Source organism: Tateyamaria sp. (assembly GCF_039940735.1).
In the GTDB taxonomy this organism is placed as follows: Bacteria; Pseudomonadota; Alphaproteobacteria; order Rhodobacterales; family Rhodobacteraceae; genus Tateyamaria.
Window position 1 is genome coordinate 42,000 of the sequence record NZ_JBDVGB010000004.1, and the last position, 23,454, is coordinate 65,453.

Below are 23,454 nucleotides of genomic sequence, written 5' to 3' on the forward strand. Positions count from 1 at the left end.
CCCGCTTTGTCTGAGCTTCATTTCGTCGCCGCGATTGCCAGCCGCATGCTGATCTTTGTTGGCATGAATTCACATACGTGCGCACAACAAAAAAAGGGCGCCGATGGCGCCCAATGGTTTGCATGTGGAATTGCGGGGTAAGTTTAGCCGCCCCAAGTGCGAATGACGCCGCAATCCATGTGCACAAAATTCGATCCGGAATATTTACCGACACCGCCACCACGACAGGATTGCGCGGCACGCGCCATCTGGCCGACGGACCGGCTGGACAAACGCAAATCTGCGGCTTGGCCTTTCATGTGAAGGGAGTTCTTGGCCACGCCACCGCTGCGCGAACGTAGCATCGCGTTGGTTTTCGGGCTGCGATAGCCCGACAGCAACAAGTAAGGTTCGTTCACATCCATCAAGTTGTGGGCTGCGGCCATGATATCGACAGTGCGCAAATCCATTTGCACAGTCTGACCTGTACGCCAGTCGCGCATGAAATGGTTCACTTCTTGCACAGCGTCTTTGATGTATTTGCCTTCGATCCAATAGATCATGTCGATCCGTTCGCCCGTGCGACCGGAATACATCCGCAAGCGCCTGATATCGCCGGAGCCGCGCAACAAACCTGCGGCCTTGGAAAACGTTGGGGCGGCGGCAACTGTTGTTGCCGCAAATGCACCGAGCAAGGCTCGGCGACTCATGCCGGAAGAGGTGGATTCGTTCATTTTACTGCGTAGTCCCAATTGCCTAAGGCCCTCGATATTACGTGGGCTTTTCATCTCATCCCCAGATGCCTGGTTGTTATGGCATAGCACGATTCGTTTACCAAGAACTGAATCTGAGAGATGTACCTTCGCAAGTCTTATCGGCAAAAATTTGCGCAAATTATGACGGATTTAACGAGTCCCGCCGACAACGATGCAGTTGCGCATCACGCAAGTGCTGAATGCATGTCTCATGCCAATGTGAATGGACACGTCTGCGCAGCGTTTGAAATAAGGGAAACCAGCTAGCTAAACGTGTTTTGAAAGGTTGGATACAATGACCGCTGCGGTTTCCAGACGTTGGATTGTAATATTAACTATGGCCTTGGGCCTCATGCTGACAGGGCTGCCTCAAGCGGCGTCCGCTCAGGTAACGGCATTTAAGCAAGCCGTGGCCGAAGCGGCTGCGCGAGATGCCGACATTTCTGCTTTTTATAAAGCTAACGGGTACAAAAGCCTTTGGACGGGTCGCACGGGGCGCGACCGCCAGCGTCGTACGGCTTTGTTCAACGTATTGGCATCTGCCGGTGATCACGGGTTGCCAGTTGGGCGCTATGACGTGAACGGCCTGCAAGCCAAGATGAAGGCGGCCAAAAACGGTCGTGACCGTGGTTTGGTCGAAGTCGAACTAAGCCGTACCTTCTTGCAATATTCACGCGATCTGCAAACCGGCGTTTTGGTGCCCAGCCGCGTCAACAGCGCGATTGTACGCCAAGTTCCATACCGTGATCGCACATCTTATTTGGTGAACTTTTCCAAATCTTCGCCCGTAGGGTTTTTCAAGGCACTGGCCCCAAAAACCACAGAATATAACGCCCTCATGAAAGAAAAGCTGCGCATGGAGCGTATGCTGACCAAAGGCGGTTACGGTGCGCAAGTGCCCGGTAAAGCACTTAATCCCGGCCAATCCGGTGCTTCGGTTGTCGCTTTGCGCAACCGTTTGATCACGATGGGCTTTTTGAAGCGCACCAACAGCCAGACTTATGACGCGGCCATGCAATCGGCCGTTCAGCAGTTTCAAGCTGCCAACGGCCTTTCCGCGGATGGCGTGGCCGGTGCTGGTACGCTGACCGAAATCAACAAGTCCGTGCAGGTGCGGTTGCAATCCGTCATGGTCGCAATGGAGCGTGAGCGTTGGTTCAACCAAGAACGCGGTAAACGCCACGTCCTTGTGAACATTCCTGATTTCACAGCCAAGGTGATCGACAACGGTAAAACCACATTCTCGACTCGGTCGGTTGTGGGGGCCAATCAAGATGATCGCCCGACGCCTGAATTTTCTGATGTGATGGAATTCATGGTCATCAACCCAAGCTGGTACGTGCCACGTTCGATCGTAGTTGGCGAATATCTGCCGGCGTTGAAGCGCAACCGTAACGCGGTGCGCCACATCGAAATCACCGACAACAAGGGCCGTAAGGTGAACCGCAGCAATGTGAACTTCTCGAAGTACACGGAACGCACTTTCCCGTTTTCCATGCGCCAGCCTCCCAGCAAGGGCAACGCGCTGGGTCTGGTAAAGTTCATGTTCCCGAACCAGTACAACATCTATCTGCACGACACGCCCGCCAAGAACCTGTTTGGTCGCGAAGTCCGCGCCTATAGCCATGGTTGCGTACGTCTGGCTGACCCGTTTGATTTTGCCTATGCACTTTTGGCCAAACAAACGAGCGACCCTGAAGGTTTCTTTCAGGCCAAGCTGGCCACCGGTAAAGAAGCCCGTGTTAACCTGAAAAGCCCGGTACCTGTGCACATCATTTACCGCACAGCATTCACCACGCCTAAAGGTCACACACAGTTCCGTCGCGACATTTATGGTCGGGACGCGCAAGTCTGGAACGCACTGTCCAAAGCCGGGGTGGCTCTTCGCGCGGTTCAGGGGTAAATGATCCCCTGACGGCTTCTTGAGGCGCAGGGGAATTTACATGCAGTACACAGTTGGTGAAATCGCGACAGCAATCGGTTTAAAAGCCGTCGGAAACACATCACTGATTATCACCGCGTTGGCCGAGCCGGGCTCGGCCAACGATGGTGATCTGGCCCTAGCGGGCAATCCCAAATATGCAGAAGACCTAAGCAAAGGCGCCGCACGCGCTGCGTTCTTGTGGGACGATGCGGATTGGCAAAGTATGGGCCTAGAAGCGGCCATTCTTTCTGGACGCCCGCGCTTTTCCATGTCGCGCCTGACAGGATTGATGGACCCCGGTCAGGGTTACCCAAATGGCATCCATCCCAGTGCGATTGTTGATGAGACGGCCGAAATCGGGGACGATGTCTCGATCGGGCCGGGTGCGGTCATCGCGGCGGGCGCGCGTATTGGGGCAGGGTCGGTTATTGGGCCGATGGCTTATGTGGGCTGGAATGCATCGCTTGGTGCAAACGCCTATTTACGTGAACACGCCAGCATTGGTGCGTATGTTCGGATCGGCGATCGTTTTATGGCGCAACCCGGCGCGCGCATCGGCGGCGATGGGTTTTCTTATGTGACGCCAGAAAAAAGCAACGTTGAATCTGCCCGCGAAAGCCTAGGTGGTGAAAACGAAACCGAAGGACAAGCCTGGGCGCGCATCGCGAGCCTTGGGGCGGTTCTGATCGGGGACGACGTTGAAGTCGGATCAAACGCAACCATCGACAGCGGCACCATCCGCCCGACCCGCATCGGCGACCGCACCAAAATCGACAGTCTTGTTCACATTGGCCACAACTGCGTGCTGGGCACGGATGGGTTGATCTGTGGCATGGTCGGGCTGGCCGGATCCGTTACGATTGGCGATTTTGTTGTGCTGGCCGGAAAAGTAGGGGTGGCCGACAATCTGTCCATCGGGGACCGTGCCGTGTGCGGTGGGGCTAGCGTTATTTTATCCTCGGTGCGACCCGGCAAAGTCATGCTGGGCTATCCCGCGACCGAAATGAAATCGCAAATCGACAGCTACAAGGCATTGCGCCGCTTGCCGCGTTACATTTCGGACATCGCTGCCCTTAAGAAAGCTGTTTTCAAGTCGGGCGGCAGTGACTAAATCAAGCACAGACAAGTCCAACAGGCAGATGTCATGAGCGTCAAAGACAAGGTCATCGAAATCATCGCAGAACAAGCGGTTCTGGAACCCTCTGACGTGACGCTTGATAGCACGCTTGAGGATCTGGGGATCGACAGCTTAGGGCTGGTCGAAAGTATCTTTGCGATCGAGGAAGAATTCGACGTCTCTGTGCCTTTCAACGCCAATGCGCCCTCGGAAAGCGATTTTGATATCTCGAATGTGGCGTCCATCGTTGCAGGCATAGACAAGCTGATCGCGGATCAAAAAGGCTGATGCACAGGGTTGTCATCACGGGCGCGGGGACGGTTAACGCCCTTGGCCATGATGTTCCCGACACGCTTGACGCCATGCGCGCGGGGCGCTGCGCGATTTGTGCGTTGTCTTTTCAAGATGTTGAACGCCTGTCGATTCAAATTGGTGGGCAAGTGCGCGGATTTGAGGCCGAAGGACGGTATAATCGCCAACAAATAAGCCTATACGACCGTTTTACTCAATTCACCTTGGCAGCCGCCAAAGAAGCGATTGAACAGTCTGGCCTGTCTTTTACCGGCGAACTGGCTGCGAAATCCGGTGTGGTTCTTGGCACGGCCGGTGGCGGGGTTAGTACGTGGGACGCGAATTACCGTTCGGTCTATGAAGAAGGCAAAAACCGCGTTCACCCCTTTGTTGTGCCAAAGCTGATGAACAATGCCGCCGCCAGCCATGTGAGCATGGAACACAATCTAAAGGGGCCATCCTTTACGGTGTCGACGGCTTGTGCATCATCGAACCACGCCATGGCGCAGGCCTTTCAAATGGTGCGCACTGGCATGGCGCCCGCGATGGTCACCGGCGGGTCTGAATCGATGCTGTGCTTTGGTGGCGTAAAGGCCTGGGAAGGGCTGCGCGTCATGTCCAAAGACGCATGCCGCCCGTTTTCAGCCAACCGAAACGGCATGGTGCAGGGCGAAGGCGCAGGGGTCTTTGTCTTCGAAGACTATGAACATGCCCGCAAGCGCGGAGCTGACATCCTGTGCGAAGTTGTCGGTTTCGCCATGTCCTCGGATGCGAGCGATATCGTGACACCATCCAAGAATGGGGCAGCGCGCGCTATGGCCGGAGCGTTGGCAGATGCGCGGGTGAATGCGGATGAAATCGGTTACATCAATGCGCATGGAACAGGCACCGCTGCCAATGACAAAACGGAATGTGCGGCAGTCGCTGATGTGTTTGGCGCGCACGCAGACAAATTGATGATTTCAAGCACCAAGTCGATGCACGGCCACTTGATCGGCGGCACAGGTGCGGTCGAATTGTTGGCTTGCATCATGGCCCTGCGCGACGGCGTGATTGCACCGACCATTGGGTATGAAGAACCTGATCCAGAGTGCGCGCTTGATGTGGTTCCCAATACGGCGCGCGATGCAAAGGTCGATGTGGTGTTGTCCAATGCCTTTGCATTTGGCGGTATGAACGCGGTCTTGGCCTTGGCCAAGGTCTGAACATAAGAAAACCGCCCCCGAAAAAAGGGACGGTTTTCAAAGTCTCACAACATTTAATAAAGATCAGTTCGCGCTGACTGACGTCTTGTTGTAGCTGGCTGTGAAGCCAGTCAAAGACATAGTCAAATCAACCGTTTGATCTGGTGCCAATGCAGGCACGATCACGAGGTTGGCCGAGTTTCCGGCGCGAAAACCTGCGATTTCTTCGGCAACCAGACCAATACGGGCATAACACCCGATTGGGTTGCAAAAGGAGTAAGGATAGCGCCGTGCCGAACCACCGTCGACCTGCATGGTCAATTGTTGGGGCAGGGAGGTCTCAAGCGGAACGATGATCGTGGCACCGGCCACCGCTCGGCCACCTTCGGGCAGGCGGAAAATCGAAATCTCGGCCACAGGCGTGCCTTCGGAATCCGACATCAGCTGGTACATCTGACAGGGCTCGTCGGCCTCGACCTCGGCCTTGATGCAGCGCAGTTCCCAATCTCCATTGGTTTCGCGGGTATAGGTTTCGCCGGTCGTCGGCGCGCTAGCGTCTTCACCAAGGCTAAGCTGATCCGCGATACTGGGCGCGGCTGCGTCTTCTGTGGGTGTTTCAGTCTCGGCTGTCTGTGCAAGCAAGGCAGCAGGCATGAGGCAGCCAATGGTCAATGCAATCAAAGAGGTGCGCATGTTGGTTCCGTAGCAGTTGCGGTTGACTGTTTTGCTAACATGCAAACGCAGCGGTGTCAGCGCCAAAGCGCAAAGTTTTGATGACCCGAGTGCTATATGTGGGGTGAAACGACGGTTGACACACAAAAAAGGAGGCATAACTGCCTCCTTTTATGATCTTTTTTTGTCTCCCCGTCGGACTGGCCGACTTAATTGGATGTAACTTACGAAAGCATCACGATCCGGTCAACATTTATTTATTCGACAGCTATGATGCCATTTTACGTCAAATTTGATGCCGACAAAAAAAGGCCGCGCACAAGGCGCGGCCAGTCTGACAGGGAGGAAATTCCACACCAGGAGGACACGAGGTGGGAACAAAAACACTATGGCACCCAATGGTTAACTTTGTATGGTCATCCCGAGATAAGTTATGGACAGAAGGTTAACAAAATGACCGCGAATATTTTCATTGGTGGCGGCGGGGTGGATTACGCTGACCCCCAAGATTTGTCTTTGGGCTATGCCAACCGACACGGTCTAATTGCTGGTGCGACGGGCACAGGCAAAACTGTGACTTTGCAAATTCTGGCCGAAGGGTTTTCGAACGCTGGCGTTCCAGTCTTTCTATCCGACGTGAAGGGTGATTTGTCTGGCCTCGCCAAACCGGGCACACCAGATCACAAGCTGCATAGGCCGTTCACCGAACGCGCGACCAAGATCGGCTTTTCCGACTATACCTACCACGCCTGTCCCGTCACTTTTTGGGATCTGTTCGGTGAACAAGGCCACCCGGTGCGCACAACCGTTTCCGAAATGGGCCCATTGCTGTTGGCCAGCCTGTTAGAGCTGTCCGAAGCCCAAGAGGGCATTTTGAATATCGCCTTCCGCCTTGCCGACGAAGAAGGCATGCCGCTGCTTGACCTCAAAGACCTGCAAGCGCTGTTGGTCTGGATCGGTGAAAACGCTAAATCCCTGTCGTTGCGCTATGGCAATGTGTCCACAGCCTCGATCGGGGCGATCCAACGCCGTTTGCTTGTGCTGGAAAATCAAGGCGGGGCAGGGTTGTTTGGTGAGCCTGCGCTGGAATTGGCCGACCTGATGCGCACGGATGAAAACGGCAAGGGCCGTATCAATTTACTGGCCGCTGACAAGCTGATGAATTCGCCCGGCCTCTATGCGACCTTCTTGCTGTGGCTATTGTCCGAACTGTTCGAAGAACTGCCGGAGGTGGGCGATCCTGACAAACCCAAGTTGGTGTTCTTTTTCGACGAAGCACACCTGCTGTTTGACGACGCGCCCAAAGCCCTTGTGGACAAGGTTGAACAAGTCGCGCGCCTGATCCGATCCAAAGGGGTCGGCATCTATTTCATCACTCAAAACCCCGCAGACGTGCCCGAAGACATCCTTGGCCAACTTGGCAACCGGTTCCAACATGCCCTGCGCGCCTTTACGGCCAAAGACCGCAAACAGTTGCGTATGGCGGCCGAAACCTACCGCGAAAACCCGCGCTTTTCGACCGAAGAGGCCATTCGAGAAGTCGGCGTGGGCGAGGCCGTGACCTCAATGCTGTTGAAAAAGGGGATACCGGGCGTGGTTGAACGCACGTTGATCCGCCCGCCATCTTCGCAACTTGGGCCCATCACCAAGGCAGAGCGCGCAGCGTTCATGGCCGCCAGCGACATGGCCGGCAAATATGACGAAACACTGGATCGCAAATCCGCCTTTGAGATGCTGAAAGCACGCGCTGACAAAGCGGCGACCGAAGCCGCAGTGGCCGAGGAAAAAGCCGAAGAGGCCGACACACCGATGTTGCGTGAATTCAACGCAGCGCGGCGCTATTCCGGCAAAGGCGTCACACGTTCAACGTCGCGCGCAACCCGAAGTTCGGGTGGGTTTGGCGAAGCAATGACCAAGATGGTTGTAAAAGAACTGACAGGTGTGACCGGACGGCGCATGGTGCGCGGGATTTTGGGTGGGTTGTTTAAGGGACGGTGAGGGTGCCTGCTGTGTCGGGGCGGCCGTTTTTAAACTTGCATTTGAGCGGTAGGATCATCGCCACGTCCAAGTGACCTTTTGAAAAAAGGCTTCCCGTTTTGATGATGTCGCTCAATGACTTTTTTTTGCATTTTGCCCTTGGGTATGAACTGCGTCGTTTGCGCCCGAAAATCTGGTCGCAGAATGGAGGGGAAAATCTTACGCAACTCAGCCAAGCCGTCGGTGGTTATGGACTTGAGTGCTTGTTCCCCCAGATAAAGGCTTTCTGCGGGCGCGCCGTTGGCGCATAGGATTTCATGAGTTTCCAATAAAATGTGAAAATACTGGACGATTTTCACTGACGTATCGACAAATATTCCGGGAAGAGTGGTCAATTTGTTGGCCGCCACAAGAACTTGATCTTGTCCGAACATACGTTTTGAAATTTTGGAATTGGCCATCAACCGATGTTGGGGAGAAACGACAAGATCGGCATTTGGAAAACCATTCCCTAAGGCACCGCTTGTGATGCGTATAGGCAAAAGCTTTGGATGGTCCCGCAGTTCTGATTCAGATATGTCACGGACGCCAATCCATTTGATTTCCGCCATTTCACCGTCAAACGTTTTGACAAAATCCCCAATAACCAACGTTTCGATATTTCGTTCACCTTGGGGCGTTAAAATCCGCGTGCCTGCCGCAAAACACACCGCCGTGTCGCTATATTCGCGCGCCGATGCGCGTGTTGGGTTGATTTCATTGGTAACCGTCAGCACCGTGCCAGCCGGGGGGATATCTCCTTCCCAAAAAACGGCGTCTGGAATTTGACCATTTGTGTTCGCATCAAAGTTAAAGCTTGTCAGCGTATATGTGTTGCCGTCGGAACCCGTGAATTCGATGGTGTACGTCGGCGTCACGATCTGGCCGGTGGTGAAAGTTGTGCCTTCAAAAGTAACGTCACTTGCCAGCGTTTGATTGTTTAGCGCTTCGTCGAAGGTATCGTCCACATCATCGATCGAGACTACGACATTTTCTGCACCGCCAAGCCAAGTGATTTGTTGACCAACGTCTAGGTCTGACAAAAATGTCCCGTCTTCGCTTGGCAGGTTCCCCGGATTCTGCGGGTTATCCACGTTCGCGCCAGAGAATATCAAAATGTCAAAAACGGGCATTATGCAGAGTCCTCAGTTGGCGAAGTTCTGTATCCTGCATGTCACTAAAAAGTGGAGAAAATATGGCGTTCTACAACCTAGTTGGTAACAGTTCGTTTTTTTTGAATGTATCCATTTTTTTCCACATGCCTTTGTCGCAGCAAAGCATGAGCCATCTTTGACGCCCAAAGCGTGCGCCAAAGTGAGCGATGCGTAATGATGGAAAACAATAGCCGTTCACCCAGTTACGTCAGATTACCTTGAACCTGCGATTCCGGACCTCGTCGGCACCTTAACTAACCTTCGTCAGCGTATCCCAGTGCTTTTGCGCCAATGCGATCATGGCATCTTCGCCCTTGTCAAAATGCTTGCCGCCCACAGGGGCAAAAAACACATAAAGCTTGCCGTTGTGCAAGCGCCAGACTTCGGGGTCACCGGGGACTTCTTTGCGCAGTGACATGGCGCGGGTGCAGTAGCCGCCAAATTGCGGCTCGTATGCTTCTGGGTTGGCCTCGAACAAGGCGGCGTCTTGGGCCGTGGCAAAGCGCCATTTTGCGCCTTTGTACGTGACCGTCGTCGCGTCTGTTCCGTTGGCTGGTTTGCCAGCTTGGAAATAGGCGGTTGTGTCATAGCCCTTTAGCGCAAAGCCCGATTTTGACAGGCTAAAGCGGCTGATCGATTTGGCAAAGGCCGCGGTGGGCAGGGCCGCCAGCGCACCCAGCGCAAGCGTTGTATTCAGAAATCCGCGGCGGTTGATCTTTGCTGACATCACATGTGGTCCTTATTCTGGCTGCCGCACGTCCTATCAGCAAACGAAAGGCGCGCTAAATAACAATCTTGCGATACGCGCCTGCCTATTTTTCAGGGATCAACCCGCGCGGGCTGAACCGCAGCACCAGCAACAGCACCAGCCCCATGGTCAACAACCGCATATGTGCTGCGGATTCCAACAGATGCCCACGCAGCCAAGACCCATCCGGCATCCCAGCCGTGATCAGGTTCATGAGGCCCAAGCCCAGTGGCTCGACCATCACCCAAAGCCACCAAATCAGGAAACCACCCAGCACAGACCCAAGGTTGTTGCCAGACCCGCCCACGATCACCATGACCCAGATCAGGAAGGTAAAGCGCAGCGGTTGGTACGCGCCCGGCGTCAATTGCCCATCAAGCGTGGTCATCATCGCACCCGCAATGCCGCAAATGGCAGAGCCCAACACAAAGACCTGCAAATGGCGGGCGGTGACATCTTTGCCCATCGCCTCAGCCGCGACTTCGTTGTCACGGATCGCCCGCATCATGCGCCCCCAAGGGGATTTTAGCGCGCGCTGCAACAGCACGAACAACAGCAGCAACACGACAGCAAACAGGCCCGCATAGATCAGCTTGACCGACAAGGTCGAAGCCGTCACCGGATCAAACCCAAGTCCTGTGGCGCGTTCCACAAAGGCAGGGCTATTTTGCAGATCGATCTCGTAGGGGGTCGGGCGCGGCAGGCCCGTCACGTTCTTAACGCCGCGCGATAGCCAGTCTTCGTTTTTCATAATGGCGATCGTGATCTCGGCAATGCCAAGGGTTGCGATGGCCAAATAATCGCTGCGCAAACCCAATGCGGTTTTGCCAATGACCCACGCAGCACCCGCCGCCAGCAATCCGCCAACAGGCCAAGCCACGATGGTCATCCAACCCCAATCTTTGCCGCCGATGTTCAAACCGCCGATATTGCCAGCTTTCGCCGGATTAACTGCCTCGATTGCAGCGACACCACCGTCAAACACGCCGCGGAATACAAAAAATCCGACCACAAGAATGGCAATCATACCAAGTGCGCGCACACGTCCCTTTGGCAACGCGCCCCACGCAAGGATCGCACCAACAACCGTTGCCGCCCCGATAACCATCGCCAGCAGCACACGCAGGCCACCTGCGGCCATTGCCTCGGGCTCAGGCGGCATCGCGACCAGCACAGTGGCCAAACCACCCAGTGCGACAAAGCCCATGATGCCCACATTGAATAGGCCGGCATAGCCCCACTGCAAATTCACCCCTAAGGCCATGATCGCAGAAATCAGACTGAAGTTGAGGATTTGCAGAGCCAAGTCCCAGCTTTCCAGAAAACCAGTTCCAATGAACAGCGCGGCGACAATGATAAAGTACTGCGTATTGCGTAACGTATCGTTCATACCGATTTCCCCGCGAACAGGCCCGTGGGCTTAAACAAAAGCACAATCAGCAAGATCACAAAGCTAACGGCGAATTTATAGTCGGTGGATAAAAGTTGCGCGAGGCCATCCGGCGCGATGCTTTCGGGCAGTGCATAGTTGGCGACCTTTTTCCACGCATAGGTGATGGTAACTTCGGAAAAGGCGATCACAAATCCACCCGCAATCGCCCCAACCGGACTGCCAAGGCCACCAACAATGGCCGCCGCAAAGATCGGCAACAGCAGTTGGAAATAGACAAAGGGTTTGAATGACTTATCCAGCCCATAAAGCACGCCGGCAATGGTGGCGAGTGCCGCCACAAGCAGCCATGTCACCATCACCACACGTTCAGGGTTGATGCCCGACAGCAAGGCCAGATCTTCGTTGTCCGAATAGGCGCGCATCGATTTACCTGTGCGCGTGCGGTTCAGAAAATAGAACAACGCGGCGACAACGATAACAGCCGTAACAACCGTAATCCCTTGCGTGGTTTTGATCGCAAGACCTTCCTTTAGCCCAGTCAACGCTTTGAATTCGCGCACGGATATGATGAACCGCTCGCCATCTGAAAACCTCTGATCACCGACACCGATGATAAACCGTACCAAGCCATTCATGATAAACATCACACCAAGGCTGACGATGACAAAAATCACCGGCTTGGCTTTTTGCTGACGGTAAAATTTGTAAATCACGCGGTCCGTGAACAGCAAAAAACCGGCACAAACGGCAATCCCAAAGGGCAGGGCAAGCAGGGCGGTCGGCAAGGGCCCGGCGCTGATGCCGACGCTTTGAAAGCCCCACGTGATCAAGATGGTGGCCATCGTCCCGAAGGCCATCGTGTCACCATGGGCAAAGTTGGAAAACCGCAAGATGCTATAGATCAACGTGACCCCGAGTGCGCCAAGGGCAAGCTGGCTGCCATAAGCGATTCCGGGGACAAGAACGAAGTTGGAAAGCGCCACGATGGCGTTAAGGAGGTCCATTAATTTATGTCCTTGCAAGTGCCAGATGCAGAGGACCAAATTGCTCCTACTTGCAATAATCCTGTGTGGTAGGTGTAGACAGATGAATAGTCGTCGTGAACAGATAGAATGCTGACTGCGCCGCCTCCATCGGTCACTACGAAAGTACGAAATGGAAGGACACGATCTTCAATGATCTCGGCCGAAAATTCATTGCCATTTCCAACAATTTTTAAATTTCCACTGGCGGTGTCAGCTTTTACGTTCAGTTGCTCGTTGCCACACTCAACCGTAAGAGATGAACAGCGTGTAGTGAAAGTGCATTCTATAACAGACGCCTGCGCAGCGCTTGCTAGCAAGAGACACGGTAAAAAATGAAATGGTCTAAACATTTCTACCCTCCCAAGAAACTTTTGCGCACTTCGGGATCAGCCAACAATTCCTTGCCCGTTCCCGTAAATGCATTGCGCCCCTGCACCAGAACATACCCCTTGTCGGCAATCTCAAGCGCCTGGCGAGCGTTCTGTTCGACCATCAAGATCGGAATGCCCGTGCGGGCGACCTCTATGATGCGATCAAACAGTTCGTCCATCACGATGGGTGACACACCGGCGGTCGGTTCATCCAGCATCAACACCTTTGGTTGGGTCATCAACGCTCGGCCCACAGCCACCTGCTGACGCTGCCCGCCCGACAATTCGCCAGCCGCTTGCAGCCGCTTTTCTTTCAGGATCGGGAACAGATCATAGACCTGCGCCATCGTGTCGGAAAAATCATCCTGACGAATAAACGCACCCATCTCCAAATTCTCTTCGACCGTCATCGACGTAAAGATATTCGAGGTCTGCGGTACAAAACCCATGCCCTTGGCCACGCGATCCTGCGGCGACAACGACGTGATGTCTTCGCCGCCCAAACGCACCGACCCTTGGCGCACATCGAGCATGCCAAATACGGCCTTCATCGCCGTGGATTTGCCTGCGCCATTGGGGCCAACGATCACTGCAATCTCGCCGGGGTCCACTGCCACAGTGCAGTCGTGCAAAATGTCAGGGCCCGCGCCATAACCGCCGGTCATGGCGTCGCCGATCAAAAATGGTTCAGACATCAGCGGCCAATCCTATAATCTTGTAACGCAGCGGCGTGGGCCGCGCGATGGTCTTGGGTCACAGCGGCGACTTTGACGCTAGGGCGACCATCGCTTTCTTTGGCCAAGGTTTCCTGCACAGTAAAAACCATTAAGACAGAGTCAGCGCCGGGCAATGCGTCCACGATGTAAGCCCCAAGTGGGTCTCCGTTCCTATCGATCCCGACAAAATCGACCTGAAATGTCTCGCGTCCGTCGATCGAACTGTTGCGCGTTTCGATGTCATCGACCGCTACGAAAGGCGGTGTGCCACGGTTAAACTGATCAAAGACCATGTCGAGCAAGTCGTTTGCTGATCTCAGTGTGCGGTCAATCGGCATGACAACGATATTTGAAGATACCAATGGGTCGCGCTGCAATCTGTAAGTGGCCACGTGATCAGCATAGATCACCGAGCTGATACCACCGTGCCGGCGCTTGGCCTCGGTGCAGTATTCAACGCCATCGGTGATGATTTCGCAGACCGCCTGTGCGTGCAGCGGTGCGAACGGCCATCCCGCAAGTGCTGCGATAAGCGTTAAACCCTTCACGCGCCCACCTTGTCTTTGTTTTTCAGGCCCGTCCCCAAATACGCCTCGATCACCGCCTCATTGGCCTTGATCTCGGCCAATGTCCCTTCGGCCAACACACGGCCTTCAGCCATACAAATAACCGGGTCGCAGATCTTGCCGATAAAATCCATGTCATGTTCGATCACAACGAACGTATAGTTTCGCTCTTTATTCAGGCGTAAAATCGCATCGCCAATAGTGTTCAACAACGTGCGGTTCACACCAGCACCGACTTCATCCAAAAACACGATCTTGGCGTCCACCATCATGGTGCGGCCCAGCTCCAGCAGCTTTTTCTGCCCACCCGACACCTGACCGGCTTTGTGGTCGGCCAAATGCTCAACCGTCAGAAACTCCAACACTTCATCGGCCTTGGCGGCCAGTGCACGTTCTTCATTTGCGATGCGCTTGCGGCCAAACCATGTGTTCCACAGCGTTTCGCCTGACTGTGTGCCGGGCACCATCATCAGGTTCTCGCGGCAGGTCATCGAACTGAATTCATGCGCAATCTGAAACGTGCGCAACAAACCCTTGTGAAATAACGTGTGCGGCGGCAGGCCAGTGATGTCTTCGCCGCCCATAGTGACACAGCCCGAAGTCGGTGGAAGAACGCCCGCTATCACATTGAAAAGTGTCGTCTTTCCAGCACCGTTGGGGCCAATTAATCCGGTAATCGAACCCGTTTCGATCCGAAGGGATGCGCCGTCCACTGCGTGAAAGCCGCCAAAATGCTTTGAGAGGTCGTCAACGACGATCATATACTTCCCCGTGTTACCCTGCGCCACTTTAAGAGCGGTCTTCAAGATTTTGAAACAGCCCAAGGATCTCGCCTTGGGCTGTTCGATGAAACCTATACCAGCTTAGCGGTACTTGGCCGTGTTGATCGTGCCGTCTTCGACGATGATTTGACGGTAGTTGCCCGCCGATTCACCAGAACCGATCAGCTCGACCGCTGTGGCTCCGACATAATCAATATCGCCGCCGTCTTTGATGATCTGCAACGCTTTTGCCAGCTGGCCTGGAAAGATCTGTTCGCCGGGCGCGTTGGCTACGTCCATGACCTTGGCTTTGTAGTCGTTGCTATCCTTGGATCCGGCGGCCTGCATGGCCAGCAAGATCAAAGCCGTCGCATCATAGCTTTCAGGTGTGAAAGGTGATGTGGCGTCAAAGGCATCGCCGACCATTTCGGCAAACACTGCCGCACCTTCGCTGTCCGTCCCGGGGTGCTGGCCGGTTGAGCCGTCGATTTCAGAACCAAAGTTCTCTTCCAGCTTGGCGCCGATCATGCCGTCTGGGAAGTGGAACGTATCAAAAGCGCCTGAATCGATGGCCGCGCGCACGATGCCCGAACCGCCTTGGTCCACGTAGCCTGCGACAACCAAACGATCGCCACCAGCTGATGCCAACGCGCCGACTTCGGCAGAGTAGTCTGCCTTACCATCTTCGTGTGCTGCGTTGATCGTGACAGATCCGCCCGCCGCTTCGAATGCGGCTTGGAATGCATCGGCCAACCCTTTGCCGTAGTCGTTGTTGGTATAGGTGACGGCGACTTCTTTGATGCCTTCTTCGAGCAACACGTCAGTCATCACAACGCCTTGGCGCGCATCTGACGGTGCCGTGCGGAAGAACAGGCCGTTGTCTTCGTTCTCAGCGTGGCTCAGGCCCGGCGACGTCGCCGAAGGCGAAACCATGACAACACCGTTGGCAACTGCGACGTTGTTCAGGATTGCGCCTGTCACACCAGAACAGTCCGCGCCCATGATGCCGCTGACACCGTCAGCCGTGATCAGACGTTCGGCAGCCGCTGTCGCAGCACCCGCATCGATGCATGTGGAATCTGCGCGCACAGAGCTAACGCTGGAGCCATCCAGCAGCAAACCACTGTCTGTAACTTCTTTCATGGCCAGTTCGGCGGCGTCGGCCATCGAAGGCGTCAGCGATTCAATTGGGCCGGTAAAGCCCAAGATGACGCCGATTTTGATGTCTTCTGCAGTGGCGGCACCCGCCATCAGTGCTGTGGCCGCTGTGGCCATCATTAGTTTTTTCATTTGTAGTCTCCCTTATTGGATCTTTCGTCCTAAGGATGGACGTTAGACATGGTCCGGAAAAAAGAAAAGTGGCTTAAATTGATCACGGATGGGCGAGTGGCCTGTAAAAGCACAAAGACCGGGCCATATGTTAAGCGACACTTTAGGTTTCGCCGTTCGGAGGACGCTATGACACGCGCATTGATTCTTAGCCTTGCTATCGCCGCCAGCCCCGCTGCTGCTTTGGAAACACAAAACGGATCTGTAACGGTGTCGTCTGTCGTCACCGGATTGGATCAGCCGTGGGCCGTAGCGCCGCTGCCAGATGGATCGCTTTTGGTGACGGAACGTGACGGCGCGTTGTTGCGCGTTGTCGACGGCAAGGCCCGTCAGGTGCGCGGCGCGCCGCAAGTGGTGGCTGCCGGGCAGGGTGGGTTGCTTGATATCACCGCGGCACGTGATTTTGCGACCAGCCGCACGATTTTTCTGACCTATGCTAAGAAACAAGGGCGCGGGTCGGGCACAGCGCTCGCAGCAGCAGAGCTAAGCGCGGACGGCACGCGGCTTGAAGGTTTGCGCGATTTGTTTGTCAGCGCACCGGGTGGCGAAACCGGGCGTCATTTTGGCAGCCGCGCGGTTGAGGGACGAGATGGCACGTTGTTTGTGACGATTGGTGATCGCGGTGATCGCCCATCCGCACAGGACCGCGCTTTGCACAACGGATCAGTCGTGCGTGTGAACCGCGATGGCACGGTTCCGCGCGACAATCCTTTTGTGGGCCAAGACGACGTGTTGCCCGAAATCTGGTCCTACGGTCACCGCAATCCGCAAGGTGCTGGGTTGGACGCGCGTGGCACGCTTTGGACATCAGAACATGGTGCGCGAGGTGGTGATGAAGTGAACCAAATCAAGAAGGGCGCGAATTTTGGCTGGCCGTTGATTTCATACGGCGTGCATTATTCGGGGGCCAAGATTGGGTTCGGGTCTTCGAAATCCGGTATGGAGCAACCCGCGCATTATTGGGACCCTTCCATCGCGCCCTCGGGTTTGATGGTCTATCAAGGCGATATGTTCCCGCAATGGAAAGGTGACATGTTCGTCGGTTCGCTCAAGTTCAGCTATATCTCGCGTCTTGATGTGTCCGGATCTTCTGTGCGCGAAGTCGAACAAATCGAAAGCGATGACACTTTGCGCGTGCGTGACATTGTCGAAGACACAGATGGCAGTATTTTGTTCATCTCGGTCGGGGCGGGCGCTGTTTATCGCATATCTCGGTAAAGTCCCGCCAAAAGGTTAACAAAGCGGCAGGTCCAAAGGTGTCTTATGGTGTTGAGCGCCTTTGATGTAATTTGGCTTTGCAACTGTGCACAAATTTTGTTTGCTAGGTGCAACCGGTAAAATACGCTTTGGAATTCTGACTTTATGCCGCCCAGCGCCAAAAAGACCCTCGGCCAGCGCATCCATACGCTTGTGCACAAGATTTACCCCGATTTGGATGCTGACATCTTGTCATCCAAGATCGTTGAGGCGTTCTGGCCCGACGACACAAAACCGCGTAAACGCGGGCGAGCGCCCAGTAACAACCTGTGGACAGAAGCAGACGCCTTGCTGATCACCTATGGTAACTCAATCGTAGATGGTGCGCACAAGCCATTGGATTTACTACATGATTTTCTGTTGCGCCGGATGAAGGGTGTGGTGAAAGGCGTGCATATTTTGCCGTTCTTTCCTTTTACCTCTGATGATGGCTTTGCGGTGTCGGATTTTCGGGCTGTGAACCCGCAATTGGGCGATTGGCCTGATATCAATCGCATCGCCGGTGAATTTGCGTTGATGTCTGATTTGGTGCTGAACCACGTGTCCAGCCAAGGCGCGTGGTTCAACGCCTATCGGCAAGGCCAAGCGCCCTATGATCAGTTCTTTTTTGAAGCATCGCCGGATGATGATCTGACAAATGTTGTGCGACCGCGCACCACGCCCTTGCTGCAAAAAGTCGATACCAGCATGGGCGAACGCCATGTGTGGTGCACCTTTAGCCACGATCAGATCGATGTGGATTTCCGCAATCCCGAGGTGTTGCTGGAATTTCTGCGCATCATCCGCCTGCACGTGGACAATGGAGTGCAGATCATCCGGCTCGATGCTGTGGCATTTCTGTGGAAAGAGATCGGATCACCATCGATCCATTTGCCGCAAACCCATGCGGTGGTGCAATTGATGCGCGTCTTGTGCGATTTTGCAAATGAATCCATCATCTTGCTGACTGAAACGAATGTGCCTAAGGCCGAAAACCTTAGCTACTTTGGCAACCGCGACGAAGCGCATGCCATCTATAACTTTCCGCTTCCGCCGCTGATCCTTCATGCCATGATGTCCGGGTCGGCCAAGTACATACAGCGCTGGCAGAAAGGCATGCCGCCGGCGCAACTTGGCTGCGCATATCTGAACTTTACCGCCAGCCATGACGGCATCGGCATGCGCCCCGCCGAAGGGATACTGCCGTCCGAAGAACAGGCGCGCATGATCGACACAATCAAGGACATTGGCGGCCTTGTGTCGATGCGCGCGCTGCCGGATGGTGGCGAAGCCCCCTATGAAATCAACACCACCTTTTTTGAGGCCACAGGCCAGACCTTTGCCGGGCGCGACGACCATCACCTAGCGCGGTTTATCTGTTCGCAAACCATCGTAATGTCTCTTGAGGGCATCCCGGCGTTTTACATCCATTCCATGTTGGGCACGCCAAATGATCACGATCAGGTGGCGCGTCGCGGCATGAACCGCGCCATCAATCGGCACAACTGGGATTATCCAACGCTGAATGCTTTGCTGGACGATCCCGAAACCACCAACGCCAAAGTGCTAAAGGCGCTGTCAGAGCGGTTGAAAATCCGTGCCAAGCAATCGGCCTTTCACCCCAACGCGACACAGTTCACCATAAGCCTGCCAGATGAAGTATTTGGTATTTGGCGTCAGAGCCTCGATCGCGATCAATCGATTTTTGCGCTGCATAATGTGTCAGGCAACACCATTGAGGTAGCGCAGGACGCGATGAGCATGATCGACGACGAAGATTGGGTTGATCTGCTAAGCGGTGAGGCAATAGACACCTCAGCCACGACCATTTCGCTTGCGCCTTATCAATGTCGCTGGATCACAAATCGCGTGTAAGGCCATGATAAAGAATGTTATTCGTATTCGACATCATCGGCCCGTGCCGCATCTAACATATCGTTCAAAAAGCCGGGGTCAGCCGAATGGACACGGTTCCATGTGGGGATAAACGGTGTCTCGTGCGGGTTTTCGATAAAGATATGCCCAGCGCGTACGATGTTTTCGGCAAACAGCTCGATCGACTTTTCCTCGCTGTGGCGGTCGATGGACAGGCCGTTCATTTTTGCGTCGTTATAGTAGGCCTCTAGCAGGTCCAGCGCGCTGCGGTAATAGGTGGCCTTGAGGGTGCGGAACACATTGGGCGTGAACACTGTGCCATCGGCCGCCAGCTTGCGAAAGATCGCTTTGCAGATGTCTGTGGACATGCGCGACAGGCCCGCTTCGGCATCATCGGGGCTAAGGTCTTGATGTTTGTGATCATAGGCATCTGAAATCTCGACCTGACAGACCGCTTTGGGCGCAAGGTTGCGCCAAGCTTCGGACAGCACACCGATTTCAAGCCCCCAATCGGATGGGATGCGCAGGTCGGGAAGGATGGCCGTGCGCATGGCAAATTCGCCCGACAGCGGATAGCGAAAGCTGCGCAGGTAATCGATGTAATCACGATCCCCGATGACCCGTTTCAAAGCAATCAGCAGCGGGCTGACCAGCAGACGGGTGACACGGCCATTCAGCTTGTCGCCGCCGATCCGCGGATAGTATCCTTTGGCCACTTGATAGGGGAAATTCGGGTTTGTGACGGGATAGACAAGGCGCGCCAGCATGTCGTTGTCATAGGTCAGAATATCGCAATCATGGATCGCCATCACAGCGCTGTCGGCACAGGCGATCAGATAGCCAAGGGACGACCACACGTTCTTGCCTTTGCCTTGTTCGGAAGGGGCAAGGCCCATCGCCTCAAGGCGCGCACCAAGTTTCAGCATGCGCGGGCTGTCGTTCCAGATCACGATATGGTTCTGATTTAGTCCTTTAAAGAACTGCTTGGCATGGCGGAATTGCGTTTCGTCCGCGCGATCTAAGCCGATGATAATGCGGTGCAGATATTTGACCTGCGACAGCTCGGACAGGATGTGGGGCATCGCTTCGCCCTCAAGTTCGGAATAGAGGCACGGCAGGATCAACGAAATCTTGCGGCTTTGGGCAAATGCCGCCAATTCGTCTGCCAATTGAGGCCCGGTGCGCGTGCGTAGATTGTGCAGCGTGACAATGTTTCCGTTCTGATGAAAATCGGCCAAGACGATGGGTCCTTTATATCAAGTCAAGGCGTTCCAAAAGCTGTAGCACAGCGCGGTTCCAGCCCTGTGGGCCTGCATCCGTCGTGCGTATGATACGCCCGTCGTCTTCGCCCTTTAAGTTGGGTAAAGGGTCGGCATTTGGATTGGCAATGACCACCCCAAAATCGCAGGCTTCCAGCATTTTAATGTCATTTGGGGCATCTCCGAGGGCAAGCGTGGTTTTGGGGTGCAATTGTGCTGCAAGTTTGTGCACATGATCAGCCTTGCTTGCGCCAAAAGACAAGGTCAGGAACCGTCCGCCTTGTTGGGCCTGCACCCCTAGATCAGCCAAAGCCGCAAGGAAGGCTTGCTTTGCATCCAAGGTGCCATGCCATGTTCCAGGTTCAGAAAATGCCCGCTGCTTGGCCATAGCCGCTGCATCCGGTGTTAACCCAGTCAAGTCGGCAACGGTTTGGATACTCAGATCGCCAAAGCCAACATATTGGCTTCGCAGCTGTGACGGCAGGGTGTCTAAAAGCGCGCGCAGATCAGTATAGCGACCGGTCTCGGCATCTACGCCAGTGTGCGCCGCCAACAACCCCGCGCCATTTTCCACAATCGCGGGCCAGTCTTGCAGCCCCATCGCGCGGCGTAAAGTATCGATTTCAACGGCCGTCTTGGAACTGGCCAGCACAACCCCCGCGCCGATCTTTTTCAGGGCCGCAAGGGCAGGGGCGGCAGGGCCCCACGCATAGCTGTGGTGGTCGATTAAAGTTCCATCAAGATCGCTGAAAACCAAAAGGGGCAAAGCAGATTTCATGAGTCCGTTGATGACAAGACCGAGCGATGACATCAAGGCGTCTTGGGCCGCAATTGTGTCGCAGGCTTTGTGGCACAGATAAATACAAGACAAGGCATTGAGGTGGAGGAGCCTGAAGGATCATATCAGTCCATCATGGTGGCTCTTAACGAATTTCGCGTTTTGGCTGTGTGTTTTGAATGCACTTAGGAACACGACCCAAAATATCGAACAAAGATTCCAACACGTTGCATGCCGAGGGCACTGTAACGGTTAGGATTATGTTAACTTGCGTTGCGTCGAATCTTCTTAATGGCCATACCCATAAAATATTGATTTTACGTCCGTTTTTTGTGGTGAGGTGATGTCGTTTTTTGCGGACCCAAATTGATCCACTTTCGCGCCGCTTTTGTAAAACCTAGTGCACCAAGGTTTATCCTTGCTCGGCTTTTTCATAACGACGCATCGCGACGCTGCAAACGCATGCAAATATTTAAGGACGTCCCATGGCGATCATCAACGGTGGAACTGGCTCTGAAATTATAAGTGGGTCGGAATCGGCTGACACATCAACGGCGGTGGCGGCAATGACACAGTTTCTGGACGGGGCGGCAACGACAGTATCACGACGGGCAATGGCGATGATTCCGTAAACGGTTGAGTGAATGCGGAACCATGACCGTTGATCAGATTACTGCAACACTAAGTTGTGATTTGATCTCTTTATATCCTTGCCAAAATCGCGATTGGACGCGAATATTGCATGGATTTTGTACATTGCACCCGATGGAATTTGCCCCGTGTCCGGCAAGGACATGAACACACACATAGAACTGGAAATTGATATCATGACACTTATGTCCCTTTTACGCTCGACTATTGCAGCTTTTGAAACCGCTTCCAAAGCATCCGAAGACATCGTGACGCTGACCCCCCAAGAAGCCACCGCAATTGTTGGTGGGATGCCCGACCCGGATCCAGAACAGTCCGAAAACTCAGGCAATGAAGGCGACGAAGGCGACGAAAACAACGAAGCCGACGAAGGCAACGAAAGCGACGAGGGCGACGAAGACGACGAGGGCGACGAAGGCAACGAAGCGGACGAAGGCAACGAAGGCGACGAAAACGACGAAGCCGACGAAGGCAACGAAGGCAACGAAAGCGACGAAGGAAACGAAAACGACGAAGGCGACGAAAACAACGAAAACGACGAAGGCGACGAAGACGACGAAGGCGACGAAGGCAACGAAGACGACGAAGGTGACGAAAACAACGAAGGCAACGAAGGCGGCCCCCAGTTTTCCGATGACGAAGGCGACGAAGGCAACGAAGGCGCTGAAGGCAACGAAGAAACCGTAGCCAATGACGAAGACGACGAAAACAACGAAGACGACGAAGCCGACGAAAACAACGAAGGCGACGAAGGCACTGAAGGCAACGAAGGCAACGAAGGCGACGAAGTTTTGGTCAACGACGACGCCCCAGGCGATGGCAACGAAGACGACGAAGGTGACGAAAACAACGAAGGCAACGAAGACAACGAAGGCAACGAAGGCGATGAAGGCGGCGAAGGCAACGAAGGCGACGAAGACAACGAAGGCGATGAATCGCTCTTTAACCTAGACGACGAAGGCAACGAAGGCGACGAGTCCGACGAGGGTGACGAAAACGACGAAGACAACGAAGGTGACGAAAACGACGAAGGTAACGAAGCCAACGAAGCCGACGAAGACAACGAAGGCGACGAAGGCGACGAGTTCCTTACCGACCCCGACGTAACCGGAGGCAACGAAGGCAACGAAGGCAACGAAGGCAACGAAGGCAACGAAGGCAACGAAAGCGACGAAGGCGACGAAGGTGCCTTTACCGGTAACGAAGGCGACGAAGGCGACGAAGGCAACGAAAACAACGAAGGCGACGAAGACAATCAGGGCGACGAAGATGACGAAGGCAACGAGCCTGTGCTGCCTGACCTGAATAACGAAGGCAACGAAGGCGACGAAGGCAACGAAGACGACGAAGGCAACGAAAACGACGAAAACGACGAAGGCAACGAAAACGACGAAGCCAACGAATTCGACGAAGACGACGAAGGCAACGAAGGCGACGAAAACGACGAAAACGACGAAGGCGACGAAGGCGACGAAAACGACGAGGGTGACGAAGACGACGAAGCCAACGAAAACGACGAAGGTGACGAGTCAGACGAAGGCGACGAAGCCGACGAAAATAACGAAGGCGACGAAGGCGACGAAGATACCACGCCAAACGACGAAGGCGACGAAGGCGACGAAAACGACTCCGACGACCAAGGAAACGAAAACAA

21 protein-coding genes are annotated in these 23,454 nt (G+C 54.6%); 9 read left to right on the forward strand and 12 right to left on the reverse strand.

The genetic code is table 11. The features are described 5' to 3' along the window. Positions 1 to 143 precede the first annotated feature (143 nt). A complete protein-coding gene (locus ABJF76_RS00835; protein WP_413821564.1) occupies positions 144 to 713 on the reverse strand; it encodes a YcbK family protein in 570 nt (189 codons plus the stop codon). Positions 714 to 1,029: 316 nt separating this feature from the next. Between ABJF76_RS00835 and ABJF76_RS00840 the strand changes: the two genes are divergently transcribed. The 4 genes from ABJF76_RS00840 to ABJF76_RS00855 are packed head-to-tail and all read left to right on the forward strand — an operon-like array spanning position 1,030 to position 5,271. Continuing rightward, on the forward strand, positions 1,030 to 2,637 hold the full coding sequence (locus tag ABJF76_RS00840) for a L,D-transpeptidase family protein (protein WP_413821565.1): 1,608 nt from the start codon (positions 1,030 to 1,032) through the stop codon (positions 2,635 to 2,637). Positions 2,638 to 2,677: 40 nt separating this feature from the next. Next, complete coding sequence (locus ABJF76_RS00845; protein WP_413821566.1) at positions 2,678 to 3,769, forward strand: UDP-3-O-(3-hydroxymyristoyl)glucosamine N-acyltransferase; 1,092 nt, start codon at positions 2,678 to 2,680, stop codon at positions 3,767 to 3,769. Positions 3,770 to 3,802: 33 nt separating this feature from the next. Next, positions 3,803 to 4,063, forward strand: a complete 261-nt coding sequence (locus ABJF76_RS00850) for an acyl carrier protein (RefSeq protein WP_413821567.1) — start codon at positions 3,803 to 3,805, stop codon at positions 4,061 to 4,063. After that, positions 4,063 to 5,271, forward strand: a complete 1,209-nt coding sequence (locus tag ABJF76_RS00855; RefSeq protein WP_413821568.1) for a beta-ketoacyl-[acyl-carrier-protein] synthase family protein — start codon at positions 4,063 to 4,065, stop codon at positions 5,269 to 5,271. Before ABJF76_RS00850 ends, ABJF76_RS00855 begins: the two co-directional genes overlap by 1 nt. 63 nt (positions 5,272 to 5,334) lie before the next feature. Here ABJF76_RS00855 and ABJF76_RS00860 read toward each other — a convergent pair whose 3' ends face one another. Then, the gene (locus ABJF76_RS00860) at positions 5,335 to 5,943 is read right to left on the reverse strand and encodes an invasion associated locus B family protein (RefSeq protein ID WP_413821569.1); all 609 of its coding nucleotides are present in this window, start codon (positions 5,941 to 5,943) and stop codon (positions 5,335 to 5,337) included. Between the two features lie 432 nt (positions 5,944 to 6,375). Here ABJF76_RS00860 and ABJF76_RS00865 point away from each other — a divergent pair, with 432 nt between their 5' ends. Continuing rightward, the gene (locus ABJF76_RS00865) at positions 6,376 to 7,920 is read left to right on the forward strand and encodes a helicase HerA-like domain-containing protein (protein WP_413821570.1); all 1,545 of its coding nucleotides are present in this window, start codon (positions 6,376 to 6,378) and stop codon (positions 7,918 to 7,920) included. A 29-nt stretch (positions 7,921 to 7,949) separates the two neighbouring features. On the opposite strand, the gene ABJF76_RS00870 is transcribed toward ABJF76_RS00865, so the two are convergent. The 8 genes from ABJF76_RS00870 to ABJF76_RS00905 all read right to left on the reverse strand — a co-directional run bounded on the left by ABJF76_RS00870 (position 7,950) and on the right by ABJF76_RS00905 (position 15,962). Further along, positions 7,950 to 8,675, reverse strand: coding sequence for a Hint domain-containing protein (locus tag ABJF76_RS00870; RefSeq protein WP_413821571.1), 726 nt, complete (start codon positions 8,673 to 8,675; stop codon positions 7,950 to 7,952). Between the two features lie 667 nt (positions 8,676 to 9,342). Continuing rightward, a complete protein-coding gene (locus ABJF76_RS00875) occupies positions 9,343 to 9,819 on the reverse strand; it encodes a YHS domain-containing (seleno)protein (protein WP_413821572.1) in 477 nt (158 codons plus the stop codon). A gap of 85 nt (positions 9,820 to 9,904) precedes the next feature. Continuing rightward, the gene (locus ABJF76_RS00880) at positions 9,905 to 11,230 is read right to left on the reverse strand and encodes a branched-chain amino acid ABC transporter permease (RefSeq protein WP_413821573.1); all 1,326 of its coding nucleotides are present in this window, start codon (positions 11,228 to 11,230) and stop codon (positions 9,905 to 9,907) included. Further along, positions 11,227 to 12,237 carry a branched-chain amino acid ABC transporter permease gene (locus ABJF76_RS00885; protein ID WP_413821574.1) on the reverse strand — a complete coding sequence of 337 codons (1,011 nt, stop codon included), beginning with the start codon at positions 12,235 to 12,237 and terminating at the stop codon, positions 11,227 to 11,229. The genes ABJF76_RS00880 and ABJF76_RS00885 overlap by 4 nt, the downstream gene beginning before the upstream one ends. A 373-nt stretch (positions 12,238 to 12,610) precedes the next feature. Further along, a complete protein-coding gene (locus tag ABJF76_RS00890; protein ID WP_413821575.1) occupies positions 12,611 to 13,324 on the reverse strand; it encodes an ABC transporter ATP-binding protein in 714 nt (237 codons plus the stop codon). Next, positions 13,324 to 13,893 (reverse strand): hypothetical protein, encoded by a 570-nt coding sequence (locus tag ABJF76_RS00895; protein ID WP_413821576.1) that lies wholly within the window; start codon positions 13,891 to 13,893, stop codon positions 13,324 to 13,326. Before ABJF76_RS00895 ends, ABJF76_RS00890 begins: the two co-directional genes overlap by 1 nt. Then, the gene (locus ABJF76_RS00900; RefSeq protein ID WP_413821577.1) at positions 13,890 to 14,672 is read right to left on the reverse strand and encodes an ABC transporter ATP-binding protein; all 783 of its coding nucleotides are present in this window, start codon (positions 14,670 to 14,672) and stop codon (positions 13,890 to 13,892) included. The genes ABJF76_RS00895 and ABJF76_RS00900 overlap by 4 nt, the downstream gene beginning before the upstream one ends. Positions 14,673 to 14,774: 102 nt before the next feature. Then, positions 14,775 to 15,962: an ABC transporter substrate-binding protein gene (locus ABJF76_RS00905; protein WP_413821578.1), complete on the reverse strand. Its 1,188-nt coding sequence runs from the start codon at positions 15,960 to 15,962 to the stop codon at positions 14,775 to 14,777. Between the two features lie 168 nt (positions 15,963 to 16,130). Between ABJF76_RS00905 and ABJF76_RS00910 the strand changes: the two genes are divergently transcribed. Then, a complete protein-coding gene (locus ABJF76_RS00910) occupies positions 16,131 to 17,219 on the forward strand; it encodes a PQQ-dependent sugar dehydrogenase (protein ID WP_413821579.1) in 1,089 nt (362 codons plus the stop codon). Between the two features lie 144 nt (positions 17,220 to 17,363). Beyond that, positions 17,364 to 19,112: a sugar phosphorylase gene (locus ABJF76_RS00915; protein ID WP_413821580.1), complete on the forward strand. Its 1,749-nt coding sequence runs from the start codon at positions 17,364 to 17,366 to the stop codon at positions 19,110 to 19,112. A gap of 17 nt (positions 19,113 to 19,129) precedes the next feature. Here the strand turns inward: ABJF76_RS00915 and ABJF76_RS00920 are convergent, their stop codons facing one another. Together ABJF76_RS00920 and ABJF76_RS00925 are read right to left on the reverse strand one after the other, a co-directional pair. Beyond that, a complete protein-coding gene (locus ABJF76_RS00920; RefSeq protein ID WP_413821581.1) occupies positions 19,130 to 20,350 on the reverse strand; it encodes a glycosyl transferase in 1,221 nt (406 codons plus the stop codon). A gap of 13 nt (positions 20,351 to 20,363) precedes the next feature. Beyond that, the gene (locus tag ABJF76_RS00925) at positions 20,364 to 21,182 is read right to left on the reverse strand and encodes an HAD-IIB family hydrolase (protein ID WP_413821582.1); all 819 of its coding nucleotides are present in this window, start codon (positions 21,180 to 21,182) and stop codon (positions 20,364 to 20,366) included. Between the two features lie 514 nt (positions 21,183 to 21,696). On the opposite strand from ABJF76_RS00925, the gene ABJF76_RS00930 reads away from it, so the two are divergent. After that, entirely contained in the window at positions 21,697 to 21,789 is a 93-nt protein-coding gene (locus tag ABJF76_RS00930; RefSeq protein ID WP_413821608.1) for a hypothetical protein, read from the forward strand. A 154-nt stretch (positions 21,790 to 21,943) separates the two neighbouring features. Then, positions 21,944 to 23,454: hypothetical protein (locus ABJF76_RS00935; RefSeq protein ID WP_413822480.1), on the forward strand; the 1,511-nt coding region annotated here is incomplete at its 3' end.

Excerpts from the sequence above, each read along its gene's own strand:
- ABJF76_RS00835 (WP_413821564.1), bottom strand. The coding sequence starts at position 713 with ATGAACGAATCCACCTCTTCCGGCATGAGTCGCCGAGCCTTGCTCGGT.
- ABJF76_RS00840 (WP_413821565.1), top strand. The coding sequence starts at position 1,030 with ATGACCGCTGCGGTTTCCAGACGTTGGATTGTAATATTAACTATGGCC.
- ABJF76_RS00845 (WP_413821566.1), top strand. The coding sequence starts at position 2,678 with ATGCAGTACACAGTTGGTGAAATCGCGACAGCAATCGGTTTAAAAGCC.
- ABJF76_RS00850 (WP_413821567.1), top strand. The coding sequence starts at position 3,803 with ATGAGCGTCAAAGACAAGGTCATCGAAATCATCGCAGAACAAGCGGTT.
- ABJF76_RS00855 (WP_413821568.1), top strand. The coding sequence starts at position 4,063 with ATGCACAGGGTTGTCATCACGGGCGCGGGGACGGTTAACGCCCTTGGC.
- ABJF76_RS00860 (WP_413821569.1), bottom strand. The coding sequence starts at position 5,943 with ATGCGCACCTCTTTGATTGCATTGACCATTGGCTGCCTCATGCCTGCT.
- ABJF76_RS00865 (WP_413821570.1), top strand. The coding sequence starts at position 6,376 with ATGACCGCGAATATTTTCATTGGTGGCGGCGGGGTGGATTACGCTGAC.
- ABJF76_RS00875 (WP_413821572.1), bottom strand. The coding sequence starts at position 9,819 with ATGTCAGCAAAGATCAACCGCCGCGGATTTCTGAATACAACGCTTGCG.
- ABJF76_RS00880 (WP_413821573.1), bottom strand. The coding sequence starts at position 11,230 with ATGAACGATACGTTACGCAATACGCAGTACTTTATCATTGTCGCCGCG.
- ABJF76_RS00885 (WP_413821574.1), bottom strand. The coding sequence starts at position 12,237 with ATGGACCTCCTTAACGCCATCGTGGCGCTTTCCAACTTCGTTCTTGTC.
- ABJF76_RS00890 (WP_413821575.1), bottom strand. The coding sequence starts at position 13,324 with ATGTCTGAACCATTTTTGATCGGCGACGCCATGACCGGCGGTTATGGC.
- ABJF76_RS00900 (WP_413821577.1), bottom strand. The coding sequence starts at position 14,672 with ATGATCGTCGTTGACGACCTCTCAAAGCATTTTGGCGGCTTTCACGCA.
- ABJF76_RS00905 (WP_413821578.1), bottom strand. The coding sequence starts at position 15,962 with ATGAAAAAACTAATGATGGCCACAGCGGCCACAGCACTGATGGCGGGT.
- ABJF76_RS00910 (WP_413821579.1), top strand. The coding sequence starts at position 16,131 with ATGACACGCGCATTGATTCTTAGCCTTGCTATCGCCGCCAGCCCCGCT.
- ABJF76_RS00915 (WP_413821580.1), top strand. The coding sequence starts at position 17,364 with ATGCCGCCCAGCGCCAAAAAGACCCTCGGCCAGCGCATCCATACGCTT.
- ABJF76_RS00925 (WP_413821582.1), bottom strand. The coding sequence starts at position 21,182 with ATGTCATCGCTCGGTCTTGTCATCAACGGACTCATGAAATCTGCTTTG.